20 protein-coding genes and 1 other RNA gene are annotated in these 23,343 nt (G+C 49.3%); 12 read left to right on the top strand and 9 right to left on the bottom strand.

All coding sequences use genetic code 11. From position 1 onward, the window contains the following. Positions 1–40: 40 nt before the first annotated feature. From M4I31_RS13055 to ydiK, 3 genes are all read right to left on the bottom strand, one after another. Positions 41–397 (bottom strand): YdiL family protein, encoded by a 357-nt coding sequence (locus M4I31_RS13055; RefSeq protein ID WP_038640241.1) that lies wholly within the window; start codon positions 395–397, stop codon positions 41–43. A gap of 158 nt (positions 398–555) precedes the next feature. Beyond that, an RNA gene (rprA, locus tag M4I31_RS13050) (antisense sRNA RprA) lies at positions 556–663 on the bottom strand. 184 nt (positions 664–847) lie between these two features. After that, positions 848–1,948 (bottom strand): AI-2E family transporter YdiK, encoded by a 1,101-nt coding sequence (gene ydiK, locus M4I31_RS13045; protein WP_069324246.1) that lies wholly within the window; start codon positions 1,946–1,948, stop codon positions 848–850. Between the two features lie 213 nt (positions 1,949–2,161). Here ydiK and M4I31_RS13040 point away from each other — a divergent pair, with 213 nt between their 5' ends. The 3 genes from M4I31_RS13040 to M4I31_RS13030 all read left to right on the top strand — a co-directional run bounded on the left by M4I31_RS13040 (position 2,162) and on the right by M4I31_RS13030 (position 5,891). Then, the gene (locus M4I31_RS13040; RefSeq protein ID WP_085049443.1) at positions 2,162–5,218 is read left to right on the top strand and encodes an FAD-binding and (Fe-S)-binding domain-containing protein; all 3,057 of its coding nucleotides are present in this window, start codon (positions 2,162–2,164) and stop codon (positions 5,216–5,218) included. Then, positions 5,215–5,625, top strand: a complete 411-nt coding sequence (gene menI / locus M4I31_RS13035) for a 1,4-dihydroxy-2-naphthoyl-CoA hydrolase (protein ID WP_042308766.1) — start codon at positions 5,215–5,217, stop codon at positions 5,623–5,625. Before M4I31_RS13040 ends, menI begins: the two co-directional genes overlap by 4 nt. Positions 5,626–5,702: 77 nt before the next feature. Beyond that, complete coding sequence (locus M4I31_RS13030; RefSeq protein ID WP_029139522.1) at positions 5,703–5,891, top strand: YdiH family protein; 189 nt, start codon at positions 5,703–5,705, stop codon at positions 5,889–5,891. A gap of 67 nt (positions 5,892–5,958) precedes the next feature. On the opposite strand, the gene M4I31_RS13025 is transcribed toward M4I31_RS13030, so the two are convergent. Continuing rightward, positions 5,959–6,810 carry a Vmh family MBL fold metallo-hydrolase gene (locus M4I31_RS13025; protein WP_085049442.1) on the bottom strand — a complete coding sequence of 284 codons (852 nt, stop codon included), beginning with the start codon at positions 6,808–6,810 and terminating at the stop codon, positions 5,959–5,961. A 122-nt stretch (positions 6,811–6,932) separates the two neighbouring features. Here M4I31_RS13025 and M4I31_RS13020 point away from each other — a divergent pair, with 122 nt between their 5' ends. Next, the gene (locus M4I31_RS13020) at positions 6,933–7,820 is read left to right on the top strand and encodes a LysR family transcriptional regulator (RefSeq protein WP_038640250.1); all 888 of its coding nucleotides are present in this window, start codon (positions 6,933–6,935) and stop codon (positions 7,818–7,820) included. A 237-nt stretch (positions 7,821–8,057) separates the two neighbouring features. Here M4I31_RS13020 and M4I31_RS13015 read toward each other — a convergent pair whose 3' ends face one another. Together M4I31_RS13015 and M4I31_RS13010 are read right to left on the bottom strand one after the other, a co-directional pair. Then, a complete protein-coding gene (locus tag M4I31_RS13015; protein WP_085049441.1) occupies positions 8,058–8,654 on the bottom strand; it encodes a hypothetical protein in 597 nt (198 codons plus the stop codon). 5 nt (positions 8,655–8,659) lie between these two features. Continuing rightward, positions 8,660–9,280, bottom strand: a complete 621-nt coding sequence (locus tag M4I31_RS13010) for a helix-turn-helix domain-containing protein (protein WP_161668284.1) — start codon at positions 9,278–9,280, stop codon at positions 8,660–8,662. A gap of 956 nt (positions 9,281–10,236) precedes the next feature. On the opposite strand from M4I31_RS13010, the gene M4I31_RS13005 reads away from it, so the two are divergent. The 8 genes from M4I31_RS13005 (at position 10,237) to M4I31_RS12970 (ending at position 20,798) form a co-directional block, all read left to right on the top strand. Next, complete coding sequence (locus M4I31_RS13005) at positions 10,237–13,749, top strand: autotransporter outer membrane beta-barrel domain-containing protein (protein WP_085049439.1); 3,513 nt, start codon at positions 10,237–10,239, stop codon at positions 13,747–13,749. A 401-nt stretch (positions 13,750–14,150) separates the two neighbouring features. Beyond that, complete coding sequence (sufA, locus tag M4I31_RS13000; protein ID WP_038640259.1) at positions 14,151–14,519, top strand: Fe-S cluster assembly scaffold SufA; 369 nt, start codon at positions 14,151–14,153, stop codon at positions 14,517–14,519. Positions 14,520–14,527: 8 nt separating this feature from the next. After that, entirely contained in the window at positions 14,528–16,015 is a 1,488-nt protein-coding gene (sufB, locus tag M4I31_RS12995) for a Fe-S cluster assembly protein SufB (RefSeq protein WP_038640262.1), read from the top strand. A gap of 16 nt (positions 16,016–16,031) precedes the next feature. Then, a complete protein-coding gene (gene sufC / locus M4I31_RS12990; RefSeq protein ID WP_038640264.1) occupies positions 16,032–16,778 on the top strand; it encodes a Fe-S cluster assembly ATPase SufC in 747 nt (248 codons plus the stop codon). After that, positions 16,753–18,024, top strand: coding sequence for a Fe-S cluster assembly protein SufD (gene sufD, locus M4I31_RS12985; protein ID WP_085049438.1), 1,272 nt, complete (start codon positions 16,753–16,755; stop codon positions 18,022–18,024). The genes sufC and sufD overlap by 26 nt, the downstream gene beginning before the upstream one ends. Then, a complete protein-coding gene (sufS, locus tag M4I31_RS12980) occupies positions 18,021–19,241 on the top strand; it encodes a cysteine desulfurase SufS (RefSeq protein ID WP_085049437.1) in 1,221 nt (406 codons plus the stop codon). Before sufD ends, sufS begins: the two co-directional genes overlap by 4 nt. A 12-nt stretch (positions 19,242–19,253) precedes the next feature. Further along, entirely contained in the window at positions 19,254–19,670 is a 417-nt protein-coding gene (gene sufE, locus M4I31_RS12975) for a cysteine desulfuration protein SufE (RefSeq protein WP_085049436.1), read from the top strand. Between the two features lie 123 nt (positions 19,671–19,793). Continuing rightward, a complete protein-coding gene (locus M4I31_RS12970) occupies positions 19,794–20,798 on the top strand; it encodes a L,D-transpeptidase family protein (protein ID WP_085049435.1) in 1,005 nt (334 codons plus the stop codon). 69 nt (positions 20,799–20,867) lie between these two features. Here M4I31_RS12970 and lpp read toward each other — a convergent pair whose 3' ends face one another. The 3 genes from lpp to M4I31_RS12955 all read right to left on the bottom strand — a co-directional run bounded on the left by lpp (position 20,868) and on the right by M4I31_RS12955 (position 23,028). Next, the gene (gene lpp / locus M4I31_RS12965) at positions 20,868–21,104 is read right to left on the bottom strand and encodes a murein lipoprotein Lpp (RefSeq protein WP_003029373.1); all 237 of its coding nucleotides are present in this window, start codon (positions 21,102–21,104) and stop codon (positions 20,868–20,870) included. 309 nt (positions 21,105–21,413) lie between these two features. Next, a complete protein-coding gene (pykF, locus tag M4I31_RS12960) occupies positions 21,414–22,826 on the bottom strand; it encodes a pyruvate kinase PykF (RefSeq protein WP_006684766.1) in 1,413 nt (470 codons plus the stop codon). Positions 22,827–22,833: 7 nt separating this feature from the next. Further along, positions 22,834–23,028: a hypothetical protein gene (locus M4I31_RS12955; protein ID WP_247672768.1), complete on the bottom strand. Its 195-nt coding sequence runs from the start codon at positions 23,026–23,028 to the stop codon at positions 22,834–22,836. Between the last annotated feature and the right edge of the window lie 315 nt (positions 23,029–23,343).

Genomic DNA, 23,343 nt, shown 5'->3' with positions numbered 1-23,343 from the left:
ACTCAGCGAAGAGGCTAAATTGGTATGGCGTTGTAAATGCTTAACACAAACGCTCAAGGTCGTGAGCGTAGAGCTCAACAGCAGCCGATTGATAGATTTTCCAGTCGAGAAAATCGTTGTGGTGATAAACCGTCTGAAATGAGTTCAGATCGGGGAAAAAACGCATAGTGTTATTACCAATGCGGTTATTAATTTTGTCGATAACTGCATTAATTCTTACTTTCCGTCTGGCTTTCATTTCTTTACAAATGTGCGCGATGTACTCCGGGATTTCCCTTTCGCCATTTTCCCATTGTTGCCATGCGGCAACATTATTATCACGCGAGATATACATCGCGCTTTCTTCCACCGTCATAGCAAAAATATGGCGGATAGCCTGCAGTTCCAATGCGTTCATTATTTGATCACCTCATAAAAGACGGTGGAATAGTAATAGCATTGCTGTGGATATTTCGGCTTGAAGAGAGTCACAGTATCTTGTGCAATATTATTTGTTGTATAGCAGGGAAGAGGTACTGAGTTTTGCAGTCAGTCGAGTGCGGAGGTGAGTGAAGGACAAAAAAAAGCCCATCGTGGGAGATGGGCAAAGACTACACACAGCAATTCGTTGTTTCACTCAGGGGAATTCCATGCTTATAAATCAATGTGTTGATCTACAGCCTTGAGCTAATAGTAGGCATACTGATTTTTCGCGTCGATCAGATTCATCTCAATAGTTTAAAAACTGTAAAGAATTTGCGACATAAATGAGTGCTGCGAGGAGAGTACCGTTCGGTTTAACTCAGTACCGGGACGGGATAGATTAACATTGCTAAACAATCAGGCGGCAATGCCGCCTGACGTTGGATTACTTATTGCTTTCTATTTCTGCGAGGAGTTCGTCTGGATCGCTCCCCGGCGCAGGCGCTTCATTCACCCAGGCAGAGAACAGACGCCAGGACACGGCCAGGACTACCGGGCCGATAAACAGACCAATCATGCCGAATGCAATTAATCCGCCGATGACCCCGGAAAGGATAAGGATCAGCGGCAAATCGGCGCCCATACGAATCAACATTGGGCGAATGACGTTATCCAGCGTTCCGACCACACCGCTCCACACCAGCAGCACGGTGCCCCAGGTCGAATCCCCAGTCCAGTACAACCAGATAATGGCCGGGACCAGCACCGGCAGCGGCCCCAGTTGTACCAGGCAGGAGAGGATCATTAATACTGCCAGCAGCGTCGCATACGGCACGCCGGTTACCGCCAGACCAATGCCGCCGAGGACCGCCTGTACCAGAGCCGTAACCACAACACCTAACGCAACAGCGCGAATGGCCTGCGCCGCCAGCAGAATGGCGGCATCACCGCGTTTGGATGCCAGTCGGCACGCGAAATGACGGATCCCTAACGCCACCTGCTCACCACGCCAGTACAGCAGGGCGCTGAATAGCAGCATCAGGCCACAATGCATCATAAAGCGACCAATATGCGCAGCCTGACCGACAAACCAGGTCGTTGTGGCGCCGACATAAGGCCGAACTTTGGCCATAATGGCTGCGCCGCCCATATCCAGCAGGCTGTGCCATGCGCCATACATTTTGGCTCCCACCAACGGAATGCTGTTCAACCACGCCAGATCCGGCAGCGTCATATCGCCAGCGGTGACGGCATGGATCAACGGTCCGCTGCCATCAACAATGCTATTAACCAGCAGCGCAATAGGAATGATAAACAACATTACTAACAGCAGGGTCATTACCAGCACCGCCAGTGAACGGCGTCCCCACAGCAGTTTTTGCAAGCGTAACAGGATAGGCCAGGTTGCGATGACCACCGTACCCGCCCATGCAAAACCGAGGATAAAGGGCTGCACAATCCAGAGACAGGCCACAATCATGATGGCTAAAAACAGCACCGTTAGCAGCACTTGCGCAATATCCCTGGGCTGACGAAAATTTACCATAAATACTTTTCACCTTTGTCTTTGCGTCAGAACGTTGACGCGACGTGAACACTTAAATCACACCCTGTAATGATGAGCAATTTCAGCGGTTTTGAACAGGCGGATTCTGCCTGTAAATCTGCTGAGTGTATTAGAAAAAAATGTGATACAACAAACAAAGCAACACGCAAACGATTAAATTCACAACACAGACCGCAGGAAAGGGTCACTATAATGATTCCACAAATTTCTCAGGCGCCAGGTGTCGTTCAACTGGTGCTCAATTTTTTGCAGGCGCTGGAGCAGCAAGGATTCACGGGCGATACGGCAACGAGCTACGCCGATCGGCTGACAATGTCGACAGATAACAGTATCTATCAGCTGCTTCCTGATGCTGTGGTTTTCCCGCGTTCAACGGCAGATGTGGCGCTGATCGCCCGTTTGGCGGCTGAACCTCTTTTTTCGTCGTTGATTTTTACCCCGCGCGGCGGCGGTACCGGGACGAACGGTCAGGCGTTGAATCAGGGCATTATTGTTGATATGTCCCGTTATATGAGTCGCATTATTGAAATCAACCCGCAGGAAGGTTGGGTGCGGGTCGAAGCCGGGGTAATCAAAGATCAGCTCAACCAGTTTCTGAAGCCTTACGGCTATTTCTTTGCCCCGGAATTATCCACCAGTAACCGGGCAACGTTGGGCGGGATGATCAATACCGACGCATCCGGACAAGGTTCGTTGGTTTACGGTAAAACCTCCGATCACGTGCTGGGTATCCGCGCGGTGCTGATGGGCGGCGATATTCTTGATACTCAGCCAATGCCGGTCGAACTCGCCCAAACGCTGGGCAACAGCAATACCACTATTGGCCGCATCTATAAGACGGTGTATGAGCGGTGTCGTGATAACCGGCAGCTTATTCTTGATAAATTCCCCAAACTCAATCGCTTCCTTACCGGTTACGATCTCCGGCACGTCTTCAACGACGAGATGACCGAATTTGATTTAACCCGCATTCTTACCGGCTCAGAAGGTACGCTGGCGTTTATTACCGAAGCGCGCCTGGATATCACGCCGTTGCCCAAAGTCAGGCAATTGGTCAACGTCAAGTATGACTCGTTTGATTCAGCATTGCGTAACGCCCCGGTTATGGTGGAAGCGCGCGCACTGTCGGTAGAAACCGTTGACTCCAAAGTGCTTAATCTGGCGCGGGAAGATATCGTCTGGCATTCGGTAAGTGAGTTGATTACCGACGTACCGGATAAAGAAATGCTGGGCCTGAATATCGTCGAATTTGCGGGTGACGATGAAGCATTGATTGATGCTCAGGTCAGGGCGCTGTGCGAACGCCTGGACGGCTTAATTGCCCGTCAGGAGGCCGGTGTCATTGGTTGGCAGCTGTGTACTGAACTCGCGGGCGTGGAGCGCATTTACGCCATGCGTAAAAAAGCCGTCGGTTTGCTGGGAAATGCGAAAGGTTCCGCGAAGCCTATTCCGTTCGCCGAAGATACCTGCGTTCCACCGGAGCATCTGGCTGACTATATTGCCGAGTTCCGTGCGCTGCTCGACAGCCACGGTCTGAGTTATGGCATGTTTGGCCACGTGGATGCCGGTGTGCTGCATGTCAGACCGGCGCTGGATATGTGTGACCCGCAGCAAGAAGTGCTGATGAAACGCATTTCTGACGATGTGGTCGCGCTGACGGCAAAATATGGTGGTCTGCTGTGGGGCGAACACGGGAAAGGTTTTCGTGCAGAATACAGTCCGGCGTTTTTCGGTGACGAACTGTATCGCGAATTGCGCAAAGTGAAGTCGGTATTTGATCCGCAAAACCGGCTGAACCCGGGGAAAATCTGTCCACCGGAAGACGTTGACGCGCCAATGATGAAAGTGGATGCCGTCAAGCGCGGGACTTATGACCGACAGATCCCATTGGCGGTGCGGCAAGAGTGGCGCGGAGCAATGGAGTGTAACGGCAACGGGTTATGCTTTAACTTTGATGCGAAAAGCCCCATGTGCCCGTCGATGAAAATCAGCCTCAACCGTATCCACTCGCCGAAAGGCCGTGCCACGCTGGTACGTGAATGGCTGCGTCTGTTGGCGGATCGCGGAATTGACCCGATACAGCTGGAAAAAGAGCTGCCGGAAAAACGCGCCAGTTTACGCACGCTGATTGCCCGCACCCGCAACAGCTGGCATGCGCGTAAGGGCGAATACGATTTCTCGCATGAAGTCAAAGAGGCGATGTCCGGTTGTCTGGCGTGTAAAGCCTGTTCCACGCAATGTCCGATTAAAATTGATGTACCGGAGTTCCGCTCGCGCTTCCTGCAACTGTACCACACGCGTTATCTGCGACCGTTGCGCGATCATATGGTGGCGACCGTTGAGAGTTATGCGCCGCTCATGGCGCGTGCGCCCAAAACGTTTAATTTCTTCATCAATCAGCCGCTGGTGCGTAATCTGGCTAAAAAGCACATCGGTATGGTGGATTTACCGTTGTTGTCTGCGCCGTCGCTGCAACGTCAGTTGGTTGGTCATCGTTCTGCGAACATGACACTGGAGCAGCTCGAATTACTCAGCCCGGAACAAAAAGCCCGTATGGTGCTGGTGGTACAGGATCCGTTCACCAGCTATTACGATGCGCAGGTGGTGGCTGATTTTATCCGTCTGGTAGAAAAACTGGGCTTACAGCCGGTACTGCTGCCGTTCTCGCCAAACGGCAAAGCGCAGCACATTAAAGGCTTTTTAAACCGTTTTGCCAAAACAGCGAAAAAGACATCTGAGTTTCTCAACCGGGTGGCGAAGCTGAATATTCCAATGGTGGGCGTTGATCCGGCGCTGGTGCTCTGTTATCGCGATGAATACAAGCTGGCGCTTGGAGAACAGCGGGGGGATTTCCATGTATTGCTGGTCAACGAATGGTTATCTACCGTTGTGGCGTCACAGCAGCCAGCTGCTATTGCCGGTGAGCCGTGGTATTTCTTTGGTCATTGTACCGAAGTGACGGCCCTGCCAGGCGCGCCTGCGCAGTGGGCAGCTATTTTTGCCCGTTTTGGCGCCAGGCTGGAGAACGTCAGCGTGGGATGCTGCGGCATGGCAGGCACTTATGGGCACGAAGTGAAAAATCACCAGAACTCACTGGGGATCTATGAGCTATCATGGCACCAGGCAATGCAACGACTGCCGCGAAATCGTTGTCTGGCTACCGGATATTCCTGTCGTAGCCAGGTTAAACGCGTTGAAGGCACGGGCGTTCGCCATCCATTACAGGCACTGCTGGAGATTATAGGATGATCTGGAAACGTGAAGTCACTCTTGAGGCGCTCAATGCCATGGGTGAAGGAAATATGGTGGGGTTGCTCGACATTCGCTTTGAACATATTGGCGACGATACCCTGGAGGCCACAATGCCGGTGGACCATCGCACCAAACAACCTTTTGGTTTACTACATGGCGGTGCATCGGTGGTGTTGGCGGAAAGCATTGGTTCAGTGGCCGGTTACCTGTGCACTCAGGGAGAGCAAAAAGTAGTGGGCCTTGAGGTTAATGCCAACCATGTTCGCTCTGCGCGGGAAGGGCGTGTCAGAGGCGTGTGTAGCGCCATTCATACCGGCTCTCGCCATCAGGTATGGCAAATCGAAATCTTCGATGAGCAAGGGCGATTGTGTTGCACATCGCGTCTGACGACCGCTATTTTGTGATGCATATTGCTTTTGGTCATTATCTGCGCAGTGAATGGTGTTATACTGTGCAGGTTTTGAACACAAGCGAGGATGATATGTCTACCCAATTAGACCCGGCCCAACTGGCAATAGAGTTTTTACGTCGTGATAAAACCGATCTTTCACCGGCTCAGTACCTGAAAAGACTGAAACAGCTTGAGCTGGAGTTTGCGGATTTATTGACGCTCTCTTCAACTGAACTGAAAGAAGAGATCTATTTTGCCTGGCGCATGGGCGTTCATTGATTCCGGTATGCTTATTGTAATGTAACCCCGACATGCGTTCGGGGTTATTTTTGGCGTTAAATCTTGTTTACCACTTCATCTCACCGGTATTGACCTTCGCGCTTAGCTCCAGAGAGCTGGCGTCCGCCAGACCTGGCCATGCCGCCGTCATGGTTTTAATCACGTAAGCTGAACCTTTATTCGCGCTTAACGCTTGTTCAAATGACTGCAAATAGTCCCGGGTGAAGCGAATCGCTTTATCGCCTGTCGGGCGTTCGCCAATATAATGCCCCGGGACCACCTGAGCGGGCTGTAAGTTCTGCATCTCGCTTAACGCATTGCGCCACGCGGAACGCTGTTCAGCAGATTGTGTATCCGCCGTCCAGACATGGATCCCCGAAGCCACGCCGGTACCGCCAATGATTGCGCGGTTCGCCGGGATCCAGACATACGCCGCATAATCGTTGGGATGGCGAAGTTCCAGCGTTTCGCCATCAACCGTGAAACGCGTTTGTGTGGTGGCTTGCGGCACGGTGAGTGATGTTGGCGCGCCGTCCTTCATTTGCGGGCCCCAGAACTGCAGTTTGGCCTCTTTCGTGGCGCGGATATGCTCAACCACATGCGGTGTTGCCAGCACTTTTACCTGTGGGAAGGCGTTGACGAGGGGCTGCAGACCGAAATAGAAATCCGGATCGCCGGAGGTGATTACGATGGCTTTCAGCGTTTTACCGCTGGCGTGAATCATCTGTACCAGTTGTTCGCCATCTTTGGTGCTGAACTGCGCATCAAACAAAATCGCTTCTTTCGGTCCTGAAACCAGCGTCGAGGAGACCGGGAAAATAGCCTTATCCTGCGGGTTGTAGACGTCCAGCTGGAGCGGGGCGGCAAAGAGTGAAGAGGAGAACAGGGGTAACAGCAGAGCCAGAGTTTTAACATTCATACCAGGTAACCTTGTGCAGGAAATTGTCTTTTGATAGTTCGCGTATTTTAAGGATATTTGCATCTGTTAGAATTCCTGTATCAGGGTATGCTGAGTTTCTTAAAACGATCGGATGGGATGCAATGGACAGAGTAATGGCGGCAACGGTATTCAACCATATCTGTGATTTGGGCAGCTTAAGCGCCGCCGCGCGAGCGCTGGGGCTTTCCAGACCGATGGTTAGTCGTTACCTCGACGAAATGGAAAAATGGGCGGGGGCAAGGCTTATCCATCGGTCGTCGCGTCGCCTGACGATCACGCCAGCCGGAGAAGAAGCGTTAGTGAAAACGCGTTCTCTGGCGCAACTTTCGCTGGATATTGCTGCCGCCAGTGCCGCGCAAATACCTTCCGGTACGCTACGTGTCGCTTGCGCGCACTATACCGCGATGCATATTCTTGCTCCGGTGCTGCCCACTTTTCTGGCGCGGTATCCGCAACTGCGCATTGAGGTTGAGATTAATAATCAACCGGTAAGTCTGGTCGGGGAACGCATCGATGTGGCGATCCGCATTACGGATACCCCCGAGCCTGGGACCATCGCCCGTCGATTGGGGGACTGTGAATCAGTGCTGTGTGCGTCTGTCGATTATCTGCATCAACATGGCACTCCTGAAACGCTCGACGATCTTACGCAGCATAACTGCCTCTATTACAGCGGCTTTGCCGGAAAATCCTGGCACTTTCTCGATGTACAAGGGCAGACGGTTTCTGTTGCGATCAAAGGGAATTTGAGCGCCGGGATCTCTTCGCTGCTCTGTGAGTCGGCGCTGGCGGGTATGGGCATTGCGCTGGTACCGGAGCCGGAAGCGCGAGAAGGGTTGGCGCAGGGAAAGTTAGTTCGGTTACTGCCAGAGCTACAGCCTAAACGCCTGCCAATATACGGGTTGTATCTTTCTCGTGAGCATCAGCCTGCGGGGTTACGCTTGTTGTTAGACGCAATTAGTGAAACAACGCGCGAATTATGTCATTGACTGCGCTCAAAAAACAATCAAACCGCAATTTGTGTTAAACAAAACTTATCCGGGAGTGAGATTATTCTTATGCCCCTTCAAGAGCTAAGCCATTACGAGTGCCGGAGATAAGCGCCGGATGGGGCCGGAACCCTTAAGCCTGCCAGCAAGCAGACTTAAGGGTTTTTTGTTATTTGCACTGTTCCGCATAATAATGCATTGCTGCTGAGACTGTAAGCGCTTAATTTCTATGTGCCTTTAACGATGATAATTGGACTGTCTGCCACAATGAAAATAGTTTGTTCTTGACTCTAAAATAAAAGTGTAAGCGAGATGGATGTTATTCCTTTCTAAGTTAAATTCACATTTAATTTTACTGAGTCTGGCATAAACTATCTTTGCATTCAAACCACTTAGTTCAGATATTTCAGAAAATGAATAACCCTGACACAAATGCTCAAGAATAAAAAAATCCTTATTTGTCAGAGGCTTTGAAGCGTAATGATGCTCCAGTTCTGGAATGCTGGCTACAGACCACTTAGTATACGCCTTTGCTTTTTTTAGAATATCCACCCAGTTTAATATTGATTCTGTCGGTGTAATGCATAGTATGCTGAATTTACGCAGAAAATCTGCTGTCTGTTTATTGCATATAGCTATTATTTTCTGCGGTTCATCTAATGTAATCCGCATGTAATTTTTTATTTTATTTAATAGTAAGATTGGATGTGGGTTTTCGATGAGATCGAAAATATGAATGACCTCATCGGGTTGTGAAGTTTCAAATATTTCATCAATGAGGCCCAAAACCCCCTGCCGGGTATAGGCACAGTAAGTATGTATATGAAATCCCATAGTGTTTATCCTTTTTCTTTAGGAATCCATTCAATAAGTATTCCATTTTTAATATCTAGTTGGCCATTATCTCTGTAATGGTTTACGACACGCATTATTGTACTTTTTGAATACTTTGTTCTTTCCTGAAGAAATTTATAAACAGAGATTGATTTTCTAAACTCTGGTGGGAGCATACTAAGAACGGTAATCAGCTCTCCGATTGCCACTTTAACTGATGCGCCATTGAGGTTGGCATCTCTGCGCCATATGGCTTGAGATTTATACTTTTCAACTATCCACAATTCTTTGAATAAATTGAACTTTTCCACTAAATTCAATGCGGTTTCTTTTTTAATCCGATATGCTACTGAATGAGCCCGTATCTCACCATAAAAGTACGCTTCACTTTCAGGATGGTCGGTCCCGCTCATAATATAGGGCGCAAGCGCAGTACAGAATACCAGGTCGTCCCTTGTTCTCCTGATATCCATCGCTCCTTCAGTCAGAAAGACGAAGTCAGTATTATTCGGCTTAACGCCTAAAGTACGCTCAATTCCAATTTCGCTTTTTATTATGATACGCGCGGCACCGGATGATAACCATTTGGAGATAATTAACTTCATTTCATCATTTGGCTTCATCATACGCAGGATTCTCATCATAAAAGTGGAATTTTAGTATCAATGTTCAATGAGTACTCACGATGTAAGTATATTCACATGGGGAATACTTTCCTTGCAATATGGGAAAATAATTAATTCCATATTGAAATGGTAACTTAATGAAATTAAATGAAATTATTATGTAATATAAGGTCGTTTTGTGGTTCAAGCATTTGTACTGGCCCGTTTTTTTGATATTTTAATCTTGGTTTTGCGTTTATGTCTGGTTTAATGTTCTGTACTCTCTCTATTTTGTGAATTATATATCCACAAGGTTCTTATGTGTTCTATTCCTGATTGTGTCATTTGAATCTTCTCTTTACATAAATTTACATAACGAGAGGGGCGAGAGGCAATTCGTTAAGCGAGAAATAATTTATTCCGATTATTAAATCGGGAGTTACGTTGCAATGCGCCGTAATGCCTGCAGAATTTCAAACGTATTACTTATTGACGACGATCCTGTTCGCGACTGCATCGTTATAAACAGGAATGTGCGGTTAGCGGTGGGCTGGGGAATTTCATATATATCAAATGGTTAATATATGCCTGGTCTGCCGGTCAAAGAAATGTTAGTTACGGTGTCTGTTATGTATGTCAGGACAAGATAAAAACGAAAACAGGACGACAAGGATAAGGATGTAAAGGAAAGTAATAGATATAAAACAACAGGATATTAAATCTGAACCTATTTGCCGCATTAAAAAGTTTAGGATTTTTCATGCTGGTTGGAAATTGATAGCTTTAATAACCAGGGTATACTCGTGGCGTAAAACTGTGTAACTTGATGTTTCTAAATCATGGGGCTATACATAACTTAGTTATGCCATGAGCTATTACTATTCTCCAGGATCGTTCAAGTAATTACACCTCTTAAGAAAATGAACTTCACTGCAAACGTAGTGGGGTTTTAGAGATATGGGAATTAAGGAGCGTCGATGTCTTGCTTAAACACCAGGTTATCAAAAGTATCAATAATGATTGGTCTTCTATTCTCAACATCAACTGAGATCGCTAAGGCGCAAACGATAGCCGATAACACATCAACTAATGTGCCTGCAGGCTATTCATCGTCAAGCAGTACTTCTGATACTCCAGAGTTATTTGCTTTGAATGCAGGAACAATTACTTCGCCTGGGGCATTAAATATTGTCACGACCGGAGGTAACTCTGAGGGCGTTCTTGCTCAATCTGGCGGGACGGTTAATCTCAACGGCGTTTCAACTATTACGACTTCTGGCGGCGATTCATCCGGAATTAAAGTGGATGGTACAGGTTCTTCGGTAACAAGCCAGGGGGACCTTAACATCACAGCAAATGGAAGTTCGTATGGAATATATGCCTTAAACGGCGGCAAAGTTGATGTTTCCGCCGGGACGTTAAACGTAACGGCTAACAACGATGCATCTGCCAATGGCCCATATAGCGCAATAGAAGCTAGCGGAAACGGAACCAGTGTAATTGTTAATGCCGGAGGCTTGATTCAGACATCCTCTCTTTTACCTTCTGGTGGAGGAGTCAATTCGTCTGCAGTGAATGCATCAAATGGGGCCAGTATCGAGCTTAATGGCACCTCATCCTCTAAATTAAATATTAAAACCGTTGGCGATACTGCGCATGGTATCTCAATGGATGCTAACGGAGTGGGGACTTCCGTCCATGGAAGCAACTTAGCTATCTCCACATCGGGTGCAAATGCAAATGGGGTATTTGTTGGGGATGATTTTTTACTTAGTGACTCGACCGTAACGACCTCCGGGACAGATGCCGATGGTATTAAGTTCCTCGGCAGCAATAGTGCAGGTGTGATACAAAATTCATCCATTGCGACCAGTGGGGCGACTGCAAACGGTATTTCAGTTATCGCTGGCGGTGATTCACAGCTCAATGGAGTTTCAATCAACACGACAGGCGACGAATCTTTTGGCATCTATGCCACGAGTTCAGGCAACGTTAGCTCACAGGGGCTGTTAAGTGTTAATTCCACCGGAAGTGGTGCTTCAGCGATAGTTGCTCAAGATAATAGTAACGTTGACGTTCGCGATCGGTTCAATATTGTGAGTACTGGCGATGATGCTTCTGCTATATCTGCTACAGACAGCAGTACAATCACATTGTCAGGTACTGGCACCATCGAAAAGAATTCATCATCATCCATCTTCACAACATCTGCGATTTATGCTGCATCCGCAAGCAGTGTCTCAATCCAGGGTACAGATGCCATAAATATCAACACGACAGGTGCGAACATTCATGGCGCCTATGTAGATGGCAGCGGTGATTTGAATAATCCGACAAGCATCTCGCTCACCAATACTAACATTTCAACTGCTGGAGTGGGTGCGCTTGGTGCATACGCGATAAAAGAAGGGGCTACCCTGAACGTTGTTGATAGCAATATAAACACAAAAAATTCATCCGCTGCAGGCGTTATGACGAGGGATGGCGCCATCGCCAATATTAGTAACTCAAATATACTTACCGAGAATCACATTTCAGCGGCGGTACGGGCGGTATCTGGCGGCAAGATTAACGTCACGGATAGTGCGTTAGAGACGAAAGGTAACTATTCGCCAGGTGTTTCTCTTGAGGGTGGGGATGTCGTTCTTACTAATACAACAGTAAATACGACTAATAGCATCCAAAGCCCGGCAATTTTGCAGAATCGCGGCGTGTCGACGTTTTCAATGACTGGCGGTGCATTATCATCTCTTGCCGGTGAGTCTATCTATGCTATAGAAGGCAATGGGACCATCCAGTTAAATGAGGTTAATTCCACCGTTAATAACGGCGTGTTTATTCAAAACACGGGGGCAGCGGCGTTAGAAGTCAATGCCGATGCTAACTCTGTTGTGTCGGGGGATGCAATTAATACCTCATCATCGACGGCTTCGCTTTCGCTTAACAATGGCTCTGTCTGGACAGGTAAAGCTGTTGATATGACAAATCTAAACATTGCCAATGGAAGCCAGTGGAATGTGACGGGCGATTCAAATTCTGCGGCTATTACCTTAAATAGTGCTTTGATTAACTTTCAAAGCAGTGGCGTTAATGATGTTAAGACCATCACGACGAATTCATTCTCAGGAAATAATGGAACGATAAATTTTAATACGGTTCTTAATGAAGGCGACGCTAATACAGTTTCTGACAGAATTGTAGTTAATGGTGATGCTGCCGGTAGCCATACGATTAATATCAATCAGATTGGTGGAGCGGGGGCGCTCACGGTAAACGATGGTATTAAACTTGCTTCTATCAGTGGTCAGGATACGAGCTCGGTAACGCTATCAAAACCTGTTGTCGCAGGCGCTTATGAATATCTGGCGTATAACGGCGGCCAATCAGGAAATGGATGGTATTTGCGCTCGACTTTAGAGCCTACCCCAGAACCGACCGAGGAGCCGACGCCGAATCCAACCCCTGAGCCGACGCCAAATCCGACGCCAAACCCAACTCCGGAGCCGACGCCAAATCCGACTCCGGCCCCAACATCGGAACCATCATATAACCCATCAGTACCTGGTTACGTTATCGCCCCGTACTTAAACCGTATGTATGGCTATCAGACCGTTGGTACTTTGCATGAAAGGGTCGGTGAACAGGAAAATATTAAGAAAGAAAGTAATATGCCTCAGGGGGCCTGGGGACGTATTGGCGGCGGTGAAACAAAATCTAATGCAGATCGTTTTAACTATGACGCCGACACCTGGTTTGCTCAGCTTGGCGGCGATCTTTATAACAACTTTGAAGAAGATGGCACCAGAGTACATAGTGGCGTATTTGCTACTTTCGGACAAGTTAGCACGTCTGCTAAAGATTCTGTTCGTGGAATGTATCAAGGCAGATCGACAACGACAGGTAAGATCAATTCCAAAGGTTACGGTGTAGGGGCTTATTACACCTCATATTTTTCAAATGACGTATATGTAGATACTGTGGCTCAGTATACTCACTATCGTAATGAATATAATAGTATTTACGGTAATGATGCCACTCAGGATGGTGATGGCATAACTCTATCCGTAGAGGCAGGTAAGCCATTCAAATATGCCAATGGGTTATATCTGGAACCTCAAGTTCAACTTATGTATCAATACCTTCACTTAGATGCGACAAACGATGGCATTGCCTACGTTAAATCAACGTCTGATAACTCGGGCCTTGCTCGTATCGGAGGACGTCTGGGTTATGATAGCGTTAAAACATCTAAAGCTCATCCATATTTAACCGCAAATGTCCTGACTAATATTGGTCGTTCACCAGATGTAACGGTGAGCTCGGTGAAATTTAATCAAGATTATTCAGACCAATGGTATGAAGTGGGCGGTGGTTTTACCGGTGATATTACCAAAAATGCTTCACTATATGCAGATATGAAATATCAGCATGATTTTGAAGGCAATATGCATGGTTTTGCTGGCAACCTGGGAATTCGGGTTAACTGGTAATAGTTAAAGGGCGGTAAGTTTATGCTTACCGCTTTTTTATTAACGTAAGTAATATGCCTGTAAATCAATACGTTTTGTAATATGCAAATATTAAGTCCCTGATTATACAATAATTGCATGATTTTATTCAGATTTTAAAACCAATTCCTTAAATAGGTATTACCTATACATCTTTTGGCGTTTGACCTGCCTGAACGATTGGATTTTCATAATCCATTATTAATCAATGTATTGAAGAAAATAATCCATCTCTGATAACCCGCGCTGCAGGGTCTATGCTTATTAAAAGTAGCCAAAAATGGCGATTAACCCGAATGCCCCTGCTGTTGAGGGGTTGAAGTGATAATCATTATCACTAACATGGTGTTATAGCTTGAAAGCTAATGACTCGAGGTAACCCTATGGAATTGCATTCAGGAACATTTAACCCGGACGATTTCGCATGGCGTGGTTTGACGTTAACGCCGGCAGCTGCGGCGCACATCCGCGAACTGGTGGCAAAACAACCCGGTATGTTGGGCGTGCGTTTAGGTGTGAAACAAACCGGATGCGCGGGATTCGGCTACGTGCTGGACACCGTCCGTGAGCCGGAAAAAGACGATCTGCTGTATGAATCTGATGGCGCCAGACTTTATGTGCCGTTACAGGCGATGCCGTTTATCGACGGGACGGAAGTCGATTTCGTTCGCGAAGGATTAAATCAGTTATTTAAATTTCATAACCCGAAAGCCCAGAACGAATGCGGCTGTGGCGAAAGTTTTGGGGTATAGGCGGTACTATGTCTCGTAATACTGAAGCAACTGATGATGTCAACACCTGGGCTGGCGGGCACCTCAATTATAAAGAGGGCTTCTTCACCCAACTGCAAACCGATGAGCTGGCAAAAGGGATCAATGAAGACGTTGTGCGCGCGATTTCGGCAAAACGTAATGAACCCGACTGGATGCTGGAGTTTCGCCTGAATGCCTTTAACGCATGGCTCACCATGGAAGAGCCGCACTGGCTCAAAGCGCACTACGACAAGCTGAATTATCAGGATTACAGCTATTACTCTGCGCCGTCCTGCGGCAATTGTGATGAAACCTGTGCTTCTGAACCGGGGGCTGTTCAGCAAACAGGGGCGAATGCCTTTTTAAGCAAAGAGGTAGAAGACGCCTTTGCACAGCTAGGGGTGCCGGTTCGTGAAGGAAAAGAGGTGGCGGTTGATGCTATTTTCGACTCGGTGTCGGTGGCGACAACCTATCGCGACAAGCTGGCAGAGCAGGGCATTATTTTCTGTTCGTTCGGTGAGGCGATTCATGACCATCCCGAGCTGGTGAAACAGTATCTTGGAACCGTCGTTCCGGGTAATGATAATTTCTTCGCCGCGCTGAATGCCGCAGTGGCATCTGATGGCACCTTTATCTATGTGCCGAAAGGCGTGCGTTGTCCCATGGAACTCTCGACCTACTTCCGGATTAATGCAGAAAAGACCGGGCAGTTTGAACGCACTATTCTGATTGCGGATGAGGGCAGCTACGTCAGTTATATCGAAGGTTGTTCAGCTCCGGTACGCGACAGCTACCAGCTACATGCGGCGGTAGTGGAAGTTATCATCCATAAAGATGCTGAAGTGAAATACTCGACGGTGCAAAACTGGTTCCCCGGTGATGGTAATACCGGCGGCATTTTGAACTTCGTCACCAAGCGCGCGCTGTGCGAAGGCGAAAACAGCAAAATGTCGTGGACGCAGTCGGAAACCGGCTCGGCCATTACCTGGAAATACCCAAGCTGCATTCTGCGTGGCGATAACTCCATCGGCGAATTCTACTCCGTCGCGCTGACCAGCGGTCACCAGCAGGCCGATACCGGCACCAAGATGATCCACATTGGCAAGAACACCAAATCGACCATCATCTCGAAAGGGATCTCCGCCGGTCAGAGTCAGAATAGCTATCGCGGCCTGGTAAAAATCATGCCGACCGCCACCAACGCGCGTAACTATACCCAATGCGACTCCATGTTGATCGGGGCGGACTGCGGGGCGCATACCTTCCCGTATGTCGAGTGTCGAAACAACAGCGCTCAGCTTGAGCACGAAGCCACGACGTCACGCATCGGTGAAGACCAGCTGTTTTACTGTCTGCAACGCGGCATCAGCGAAGAGGATGCCATTTCGATGATCGTCAACGGTTTCTGTAAAGACGTGTTCTCTGAACTGCCGCTGGAATTTGCGGTGGAAGCGCAAAAACTTCTCGCCATAAGTCTTGAACACAGCGTCGGTTAAAATTTAAGGAAAGCACATGTTAAGCATTAAAGATTTACAGGTCAGTGTCGAAGATAAGGCGATTCTGCGTGGGCTCAGCCTTGAGATTCGTCCCGGAGAAGTCCATGCCATTATGGGGCCGAACGGTTCCGGGAAAAGTACGCTGTCCGCCACGCTCGCCGGACGTGAAGACTACGAAGTCACTGGCGGGACGGTTGAATTTAACGGTAAGGATTTACTGGAACTGTCGCCGGAAGACCGGGCCGGTGAAGGGATCTTTATGGCATTTCAGTATCCGGTAGAAATTCCCGGCGTCAGTAATCAATTTTTCCTGCAAACGGCGCTGAATGCGGTGCGCAGTTATCGTGGGGAGGAGTCGCTGGACAGGTTCGACTTCCAGGATCTGATGGAAGAAAAAATCGCGCTGCTGAAGATGCCGGAAGACTTACTGACGCGTTCGGTAAACGTCGGTTTCTCTGGCGGTGAGAAAAAGCGGAATGACATTCTGCAAATGGCGGTGCTGGAGCCCCAGTTGTGCATTCTCGATGAGTCAGACTCCGGGCTGGATATCGATGCGCTGAAAATCGTCGCCGATGGCGTGAACTCGCTGCGCGACGGGAAACGCTCATTCATTATCGTCACTCACTATCAGCGCATCCTGGACTATATCAAACCCGATTATGTTCACGTTCTCTACCAGGGGCGAATTGTGAAGTCCGGCGATTTCACGCTGGTCAAACAACTGGAGGAGCAAGGATATGGCTGGCTTAGCGAACAGCAGTAACGTGCTGCAACAGTGGCACCATCTGTTTGAGACCCAAGGGGAGACCCGTTCGCACTATGCGCAACAGCATCTGCAACAACTGCTGCGTCTGGGGCTGCCAACGCGTAAGCATGAGGACTGGAAATACACGCCGCTGGAGGGATTAACCAACAGCCAGTTCGTCAGCAATATCTCCGCGCTAACGCTAGCCCAGTTTGAGGCGCTGGCACCAGCGATTGATGCGGTACGATTGGTGTTTGTCGACGGGAAATTTTGTCCAACGCTCAGCGACAGCGTGGAAGGTAGCGGATTTGATATTACCGTTAATGATGAGCGTCAGATGCTGCCTGCGGCTATTCAGCCGGAAGTATTCCTGCACCTGACCGAAAGCCTGTCCCGCAGCGTAACGCACATTTTGGTCAAGCGTAACCAGCGACCAGCGAAACCGCTGCTGCTGCTACACATTACCCAGGGAGCGACGGGCGATGCGGTGAATACGGCGCACTATCGTCACCATCTGGATCTGGCGGAAGGCGCAGAAGCCACCGTTATTGAGCATTATGTCAGTCTCAGCGAGCTTCGCCATTTTACCGGGGCGCGCTTAACGATGAACGTCGCGGCCAATGCACATTTGCACCACATTAAACTGGCGTTTGAGAATTCGCTCAGCCACCACTTTGCCCATAATGATATTCAGTTGAGTGCCGATGCCTCGGCAGTCAGCCAAAGTTTCTTGCTGGGTGATGCCGTGTTACGCCATAACACCAGTACCCAGCTCAACGGCGAAAATACCACGCTGCGCCTTAACAGCCTGGCGATGCCGGTGAAAAACGAAGTTTGTGACACCCGGACCTGGCTTGCGCACAACAAGGGCTATTGCAACAGCCGCCAGTTGCATAAAACGATTGTCAGCGATAAGGGGCGGGCGGTGTTCAATGGTCTGATCAACGTCGCTCAACACGCCATTAAAACCGACGGTCAGATGACCAATAACAATTTACTGCTCGGAAAACTGGCGGAAGTGGACACCAAGCCTCAGCTCGAAATTTATGCCGACGACGTGAAATGCAGTCACGGGGCGACGGTAGGGCGGATTGACGACGAGCAGATGTTCTATCTGCGTTCGCGCGGGATCGGTCAGCAGGATGCTCAACAGATGATTCTCTATGCGTTTGCCGCTGAGCTGACGGAAGCCCTGCGCGATGAAACGCTTAAACAACTGGTACTGGCGCGGATCGCTCACCGCCTGCCGGGAGGCGTAGCATGACATTTCCCATTGAAAAAGTGCGGGCTGATTTTCCGGTCCTGACGCGTGAAGTGAACGGTTTACCGCTGGCGTATCTGGACAGCGCCGCCAGCGCGCAAAAGCCTAATCAGGTGATCGATGCCGAAGCCGAGTTTTACCGTCACGGCTATGCGGCGGTTCACCGTGGTATCCATACGCTGAGCGCGCAGGCCACGGAAAAAATGGAGAATGTGCGCAAGCTCGCCTCGCTGTTTATTAACGCTCGTTCCGCTGAAGAGCTGGTGTTCGTTCGCGGTACCACGGAAGGCATTAACCTGGTGGCGAACAGTTGGGGCACCAGCAATGTCAGGACTGGCGATAACATCATCATCAGCGAAATGGAGCACCATGCCAACATTGTTCCCTGGCAAATGCTGTGCGCCCGCGTGGGCGCAGAACTGCGGGTCATTCCGCTCAATGCCGACGGCACATTGCAACTGGAAGCGTTGCCAGCGCTGTTCGATGAGCGTACGCAACTGCTGGCAATTACCCATGTTTCAAACGTACTGGGCACCGAAAACCCGCTAAGTGAGATGATTGCGCTGGCGCATCAATACGGCGCAAAAGTACTGGTGGATGGCGCACAGGCGGTTATGCATCATCAAGTGGATGTGCAGGCGTTAGATTGCGATTTTTATGTTTTCTCCGGACACAAGCTCTACGGGCCAACTGGTATTGGCGTGCTGTATGCCAGAGAGGCGCTGCTGCAGGAAATGCCGCCATGGGAAGGCGGCGGTTCGATGATTGCGACCGTGAGCCTGAGCCAGGGGACGACGTGGGCCAAAGCGCCGTGGCGTTTTGAAGCCGGTACGCCTAACACAGGAGGAATTATCGGGCTTGGCGCGGCTATTGAGTATGTTTCAGCGCTGGGGCTGACTGAAATTAGCGAATATGAACAGTTCATGATGCGCTATGCGTTGGAACAGCTGGCGGACGTGCCGGATTTGACGCTTTACGGACCGGATAACCGCTTGGGGGTGATTGCCTTTAACCTCGGCAAACATCACGCCTATGACGTCGGGAGTTTTCTCGATAACTATGGGATCGCCGTGCGGACGGGGCATCACTGCGCAATGCCGCTGATGGCCTACTATCACGTTCCCGCCATGTGTCGGGCGTCGATTGCCATGTACAACACCCATGAAGAAGTGGATCGCCTGGTGACAGGTCTCAAGCGTATTCATCACTTACTGGGATAACAGGGAGGCGTTATGGCTGCGCTACCGGATAAAGAAAAATTGTTGCGTAATTTTCTGCGTTGCGCTAATTGGGAAGAGAAATACCTGTACATCATTGAACTGGGGCAGCGTTTGCCGGAATTAAACGCCGACGATCGCTGCCCCGAAAATAGCATTCAGGGATGTCAAAGTCAGGTATGGATTGTTATGCGTCAGAATGCTGAAGGGATTATTGAATTTCAGGGCGACAGCGATGCGGCAATTGTGAAAGGGCTTATCGCCGTGGTCTTCATTCTGTACGACCGCATGACGGCCCCGGATATTGTGAATTTTGATGTGCGTCCGTGGTTTGAAAAAATGGCGCTCGCACAGCATCTCACACCGTCTCGTTCACAGGGGCTGGAGGCAATGATTCGGGCTATCCGCGCCAAAGCCGCAACTCTTAGCTAAACTGATAAAACACGTCAACTTTCAGACCGACTTGAAATCGATCGTGTAAGGCAACGCAGTGACTCGTAAGCCGGATCTGGCGCTCGCCGTCGTCCGGCAGGAACGCCAGGGGGGTGAGTGAGTATGAAACGCGCGTCTGTTATTACCTTAATGCTAATCGGCGCTTACAGCGCTATTCAGGCCGCATGGGCGGTCGATTATCCGTTGCCCCAGGCAAACAGTCGTCTTGTTGGGCAAAATCAAACTTATACCGTGCAGGAAGGGGATAAAAACCTACAGGCGATTGCCCGTAAGTTTGATACCGCCGCAATGTTGATCCTCGAAGCCAATAATACTATTGCCCCTGTTCCCAAACCCGGAACCCTGATTACTATTCCCTCGCAATTACTGCTGCCTGATGCGCCACGCGAAGGCATTATTGTGAATCTGGCGGAGCTACGTCTGTATTACTACCCGCCGGGAGAGAATATCGTTCAGGTATTCCCGATTGGTATCGGTTTGCAGGGGCTGGAAACTCCGGTGATGGAAACCCGGGTAGGGCAGAAAATACCGAATCCTACCTGGACCCCTACAGCAGGCATCCGTAAACGCTCTCTGGAACGTGGCATAACATTGCCTCCGGTAGTGCCCGCCGGGCCAAATAACCCGTTAGGACGCTTTGCACTGCGTCTGGCGCATGGAAACGGTGAATACCTGATCCATGGCACCAGCGCACCGGACAGCGTCGGTTTGCGCGTGAGCTCCGGGTGTATTCGCATGAACGCGCCGGACATCAAGGCATTGTTTGCTCAAGTCCGAACAGGAACGCCGGTCAGGGTGATTAATGAGCCGATCAAATATTCGATTGAGCCGAACGGCATGCGGTATGTCGAGGTGCATCGCCCACTGTCGCCGGAAGAGGAACAAAACGTTCAGACCATGCCGTATGTGCTCCCAGCCGGTTTTACTCATTTCAAAGACAATAAAGCCGTTGATAGCAGCCTGGTGGAACGCGCGTTGTATCGCCGTGCGGGTTATCCGGTCACCGTGACGGCCAGCCAGGCCTCGGTCGTTAACAATGGTGCGGAAGTGAAGTCTGCGCGAAATGGGGTGCCGGGAGAGAATGCAGAGGTGCGCGCTACGCAATAACAGGGAACGAGAAATTCAGGGCAAAAAAAATGGCGCACAATGTGCGCCATTTTTATTACACAGATACTATTACTTGCGGTATTTAGTAGCTGCGTTGTCCAGACGCTGGTTAGCGCGAGCTGCGTCGTCTTTAGCAGCCTGAACGTCGGAACGCATTGCGTTCACGTCGTTGCTCAGCTGGTCAACTTTAGCGTTCAGAGTCTGAACGTCAGAAGACAGCTGATCGATTTTAGCGTTGCTGGAGCAACCTGCCAGCAGAGTAGAACCCAGGATTACCGCGCCCAGTACCAGTTTAGTACGATTCATTATTAATACCCTCTAGATTGAGTTAATCTCCATGTAGCGTTACAAGTATTACACAAAGTTTTTTATGTTGAGAATATTTTTTTGATGGGAATGCACTTATTTTTGATCGTTCGCTCAAAGAAGCATCGAATTGTGCAAAAACGGCTAAAAAACCGAGTGAAAACAGAAAGCTTCCATCGGATTCATCTTAGATAATCACGGATTAGATAGTGAAATCCGATTTGATTTTTTATTAATTGTGGCTATCGATAAAATAAAAAAAGCGCCACGAGGGCGCTTTTATAAGCAAATTAATTCGCGGCGGAATTATTACAGTACGTGAACGGATGCGGTGTTGGTCGTGCCGCTTGGAACCAGCGCGCCAGAAACCATAACCACAACGTCACCTTTCTGCGCCAGACCGCTCTCCAGAGCAACTTCTTTGCCCAGACGGTAGAAATCATCGGTGGAGCTGATTTCTTTAACAACCTGTGCCACAACGCCTTTGCTCAGTACCAGCTGACGCGCGGTAGTTTCGTTAGTCGTCAGCGCCAGGATGGTGGCATCCGGGAAGTATTTACGCACTGCGCGAGCAGATTTACCGCCCTGGGTTGCAACGACGATCAGCGGAGCGTCCAGTTTTTCCGCAGTTTCAACCGCGCCACGGCAAACGGCTTCGGTGATGCGCAGTTTGCGGCTGTCGTTGTTGAAGTCCAGACGGCTGGTCATCACGCGGTCGGTACGTTCGCAAATGGTCGCCATGATGGTCACGGCTTCCAGCGGGTATTTACCTTTCGCGGATTCGCCAGACAGCATGACTGCGTCGGTGCCGTCGAGGATGGCGTTCGCTACGTCGCCGGCTTCAGCGCGGGTCGGACGCGGGTTTTTGATCATGGAGTCCAGCATCTGGGTCGCAGTGATAACGACTTTGCGCGCGCGGATACATTTCTCGATGATCATCTTCTGCGCGAAGATAACTTCTTCAACCGGGATCTCAACGCCCATGTCGCCACGAGCAACCATGATACCGTCAGACGCTTCGAGGATTTCGTCGAAGTTGTTCAGGCCTTCCTGGTTTTCGATTTTGGAGATGATCTGGATGTTTTCGCCGCCGTGCGCCTTCAGGTGCTCGCGGATTTCAACCACGTCAGAACGTTTACGGATAAAGGATGCCGCAACGAAGTCAACGCCCTGTTCGCAACCGAAGATCAGGTCCTGTTTGTCTTTCTCAGCCAGTGCTGGCAGCGCGATAGAAACGCCTGGCAGGTTAACGCCTTTGTTTTCGCCCAGGTCGCCGTTGTTCAGCACTTTACAGATAACTTTGTTACCTTCGATCGCGGTAACTTCCATGCCGATCAGGCCATCGTCAACCAGTACGGTGTTGCCGACAGACAGATCTTTAGTGAAGCCTTCGTAAGTCACAGCAACGATTTCGCTGTTGCCGACAACAGATTTGTCGGTGGTGAAGGTGAAGGTCTGGCCTGCTTTCAGAGAAACGTCGTTACCGCCTTCCAGCTTAATGGTACGGATTTCCGGACCTTTGGTATCCAGCAGGATAGCGGCTTTCTTACCGGTTTTGCTCATCACGTTGCGCAAATTTTTGATGCGCTGACCGTGTTCTGCGTAATCGCCATGAGAGAAGTTCAGACGCATGACGTTCATGCCCGCGTCCAGCATTTTGGTTAACATCTCTTCGGATTCGGTTTTCGGACCGATGGTGCAAACAATTTTCGTCTTTTTCATGACAGTCTTAGTCTTTAAGTTGAGAAGGATTGGGAAATCTGGCTCCCATCGCGCACGGATGGGAAGCTAAACCTGAGTTACGAAAGTGGTGATGTCTCGCTCTAAGGATAGGTGACATCGAAAGAGCGTGCAGAGGAATGTGTGCTTGCGTTTCAGCCCAACGGGAAGGTGAGTTTTGTAGTCGTTGAGTTTTACAGGTCAATGTGCTGAAACCATTCAAGAGACAATTGGCGCGCATTATACGCTGAATTTTATCTAAAAGGAAAATGGAAACGCTGTTTCAAAACAGTTCTGTGCGGATTTACAAAAAATATTCATTAATTTGTTCATCGGTATGGATAAAGGCGTTGGGCTCAGCGACAGTTTGTTGCGCAACAACCAGCCCTGGCTATCCAAATAAACAGATTTAGGCGGGCGTTTTCAATGGACAGAACATATTCCTAAAAATTATATCAAATTCGTTTTAATTCATTCTAAAAGCCAATTTCACTCATTACACTCGTTTGGACATCCATAC

Origin of the sequence: Citrobacter sp. XT1-2-2, assembly GCF_023516235.1 — a bacterium.
GTDB classification, from domain to species: Bacteria; Pseudomonadota; Gammaproteobacteria; order Enterobacterales; family Enterobacteriaceae; genus Citrobacter; species Citrobacter werkmanii.
Note: the sequence above shows the minus strand (reverse complement) of the source record. Positions and strands in the feature narration are given on the sequence as shown.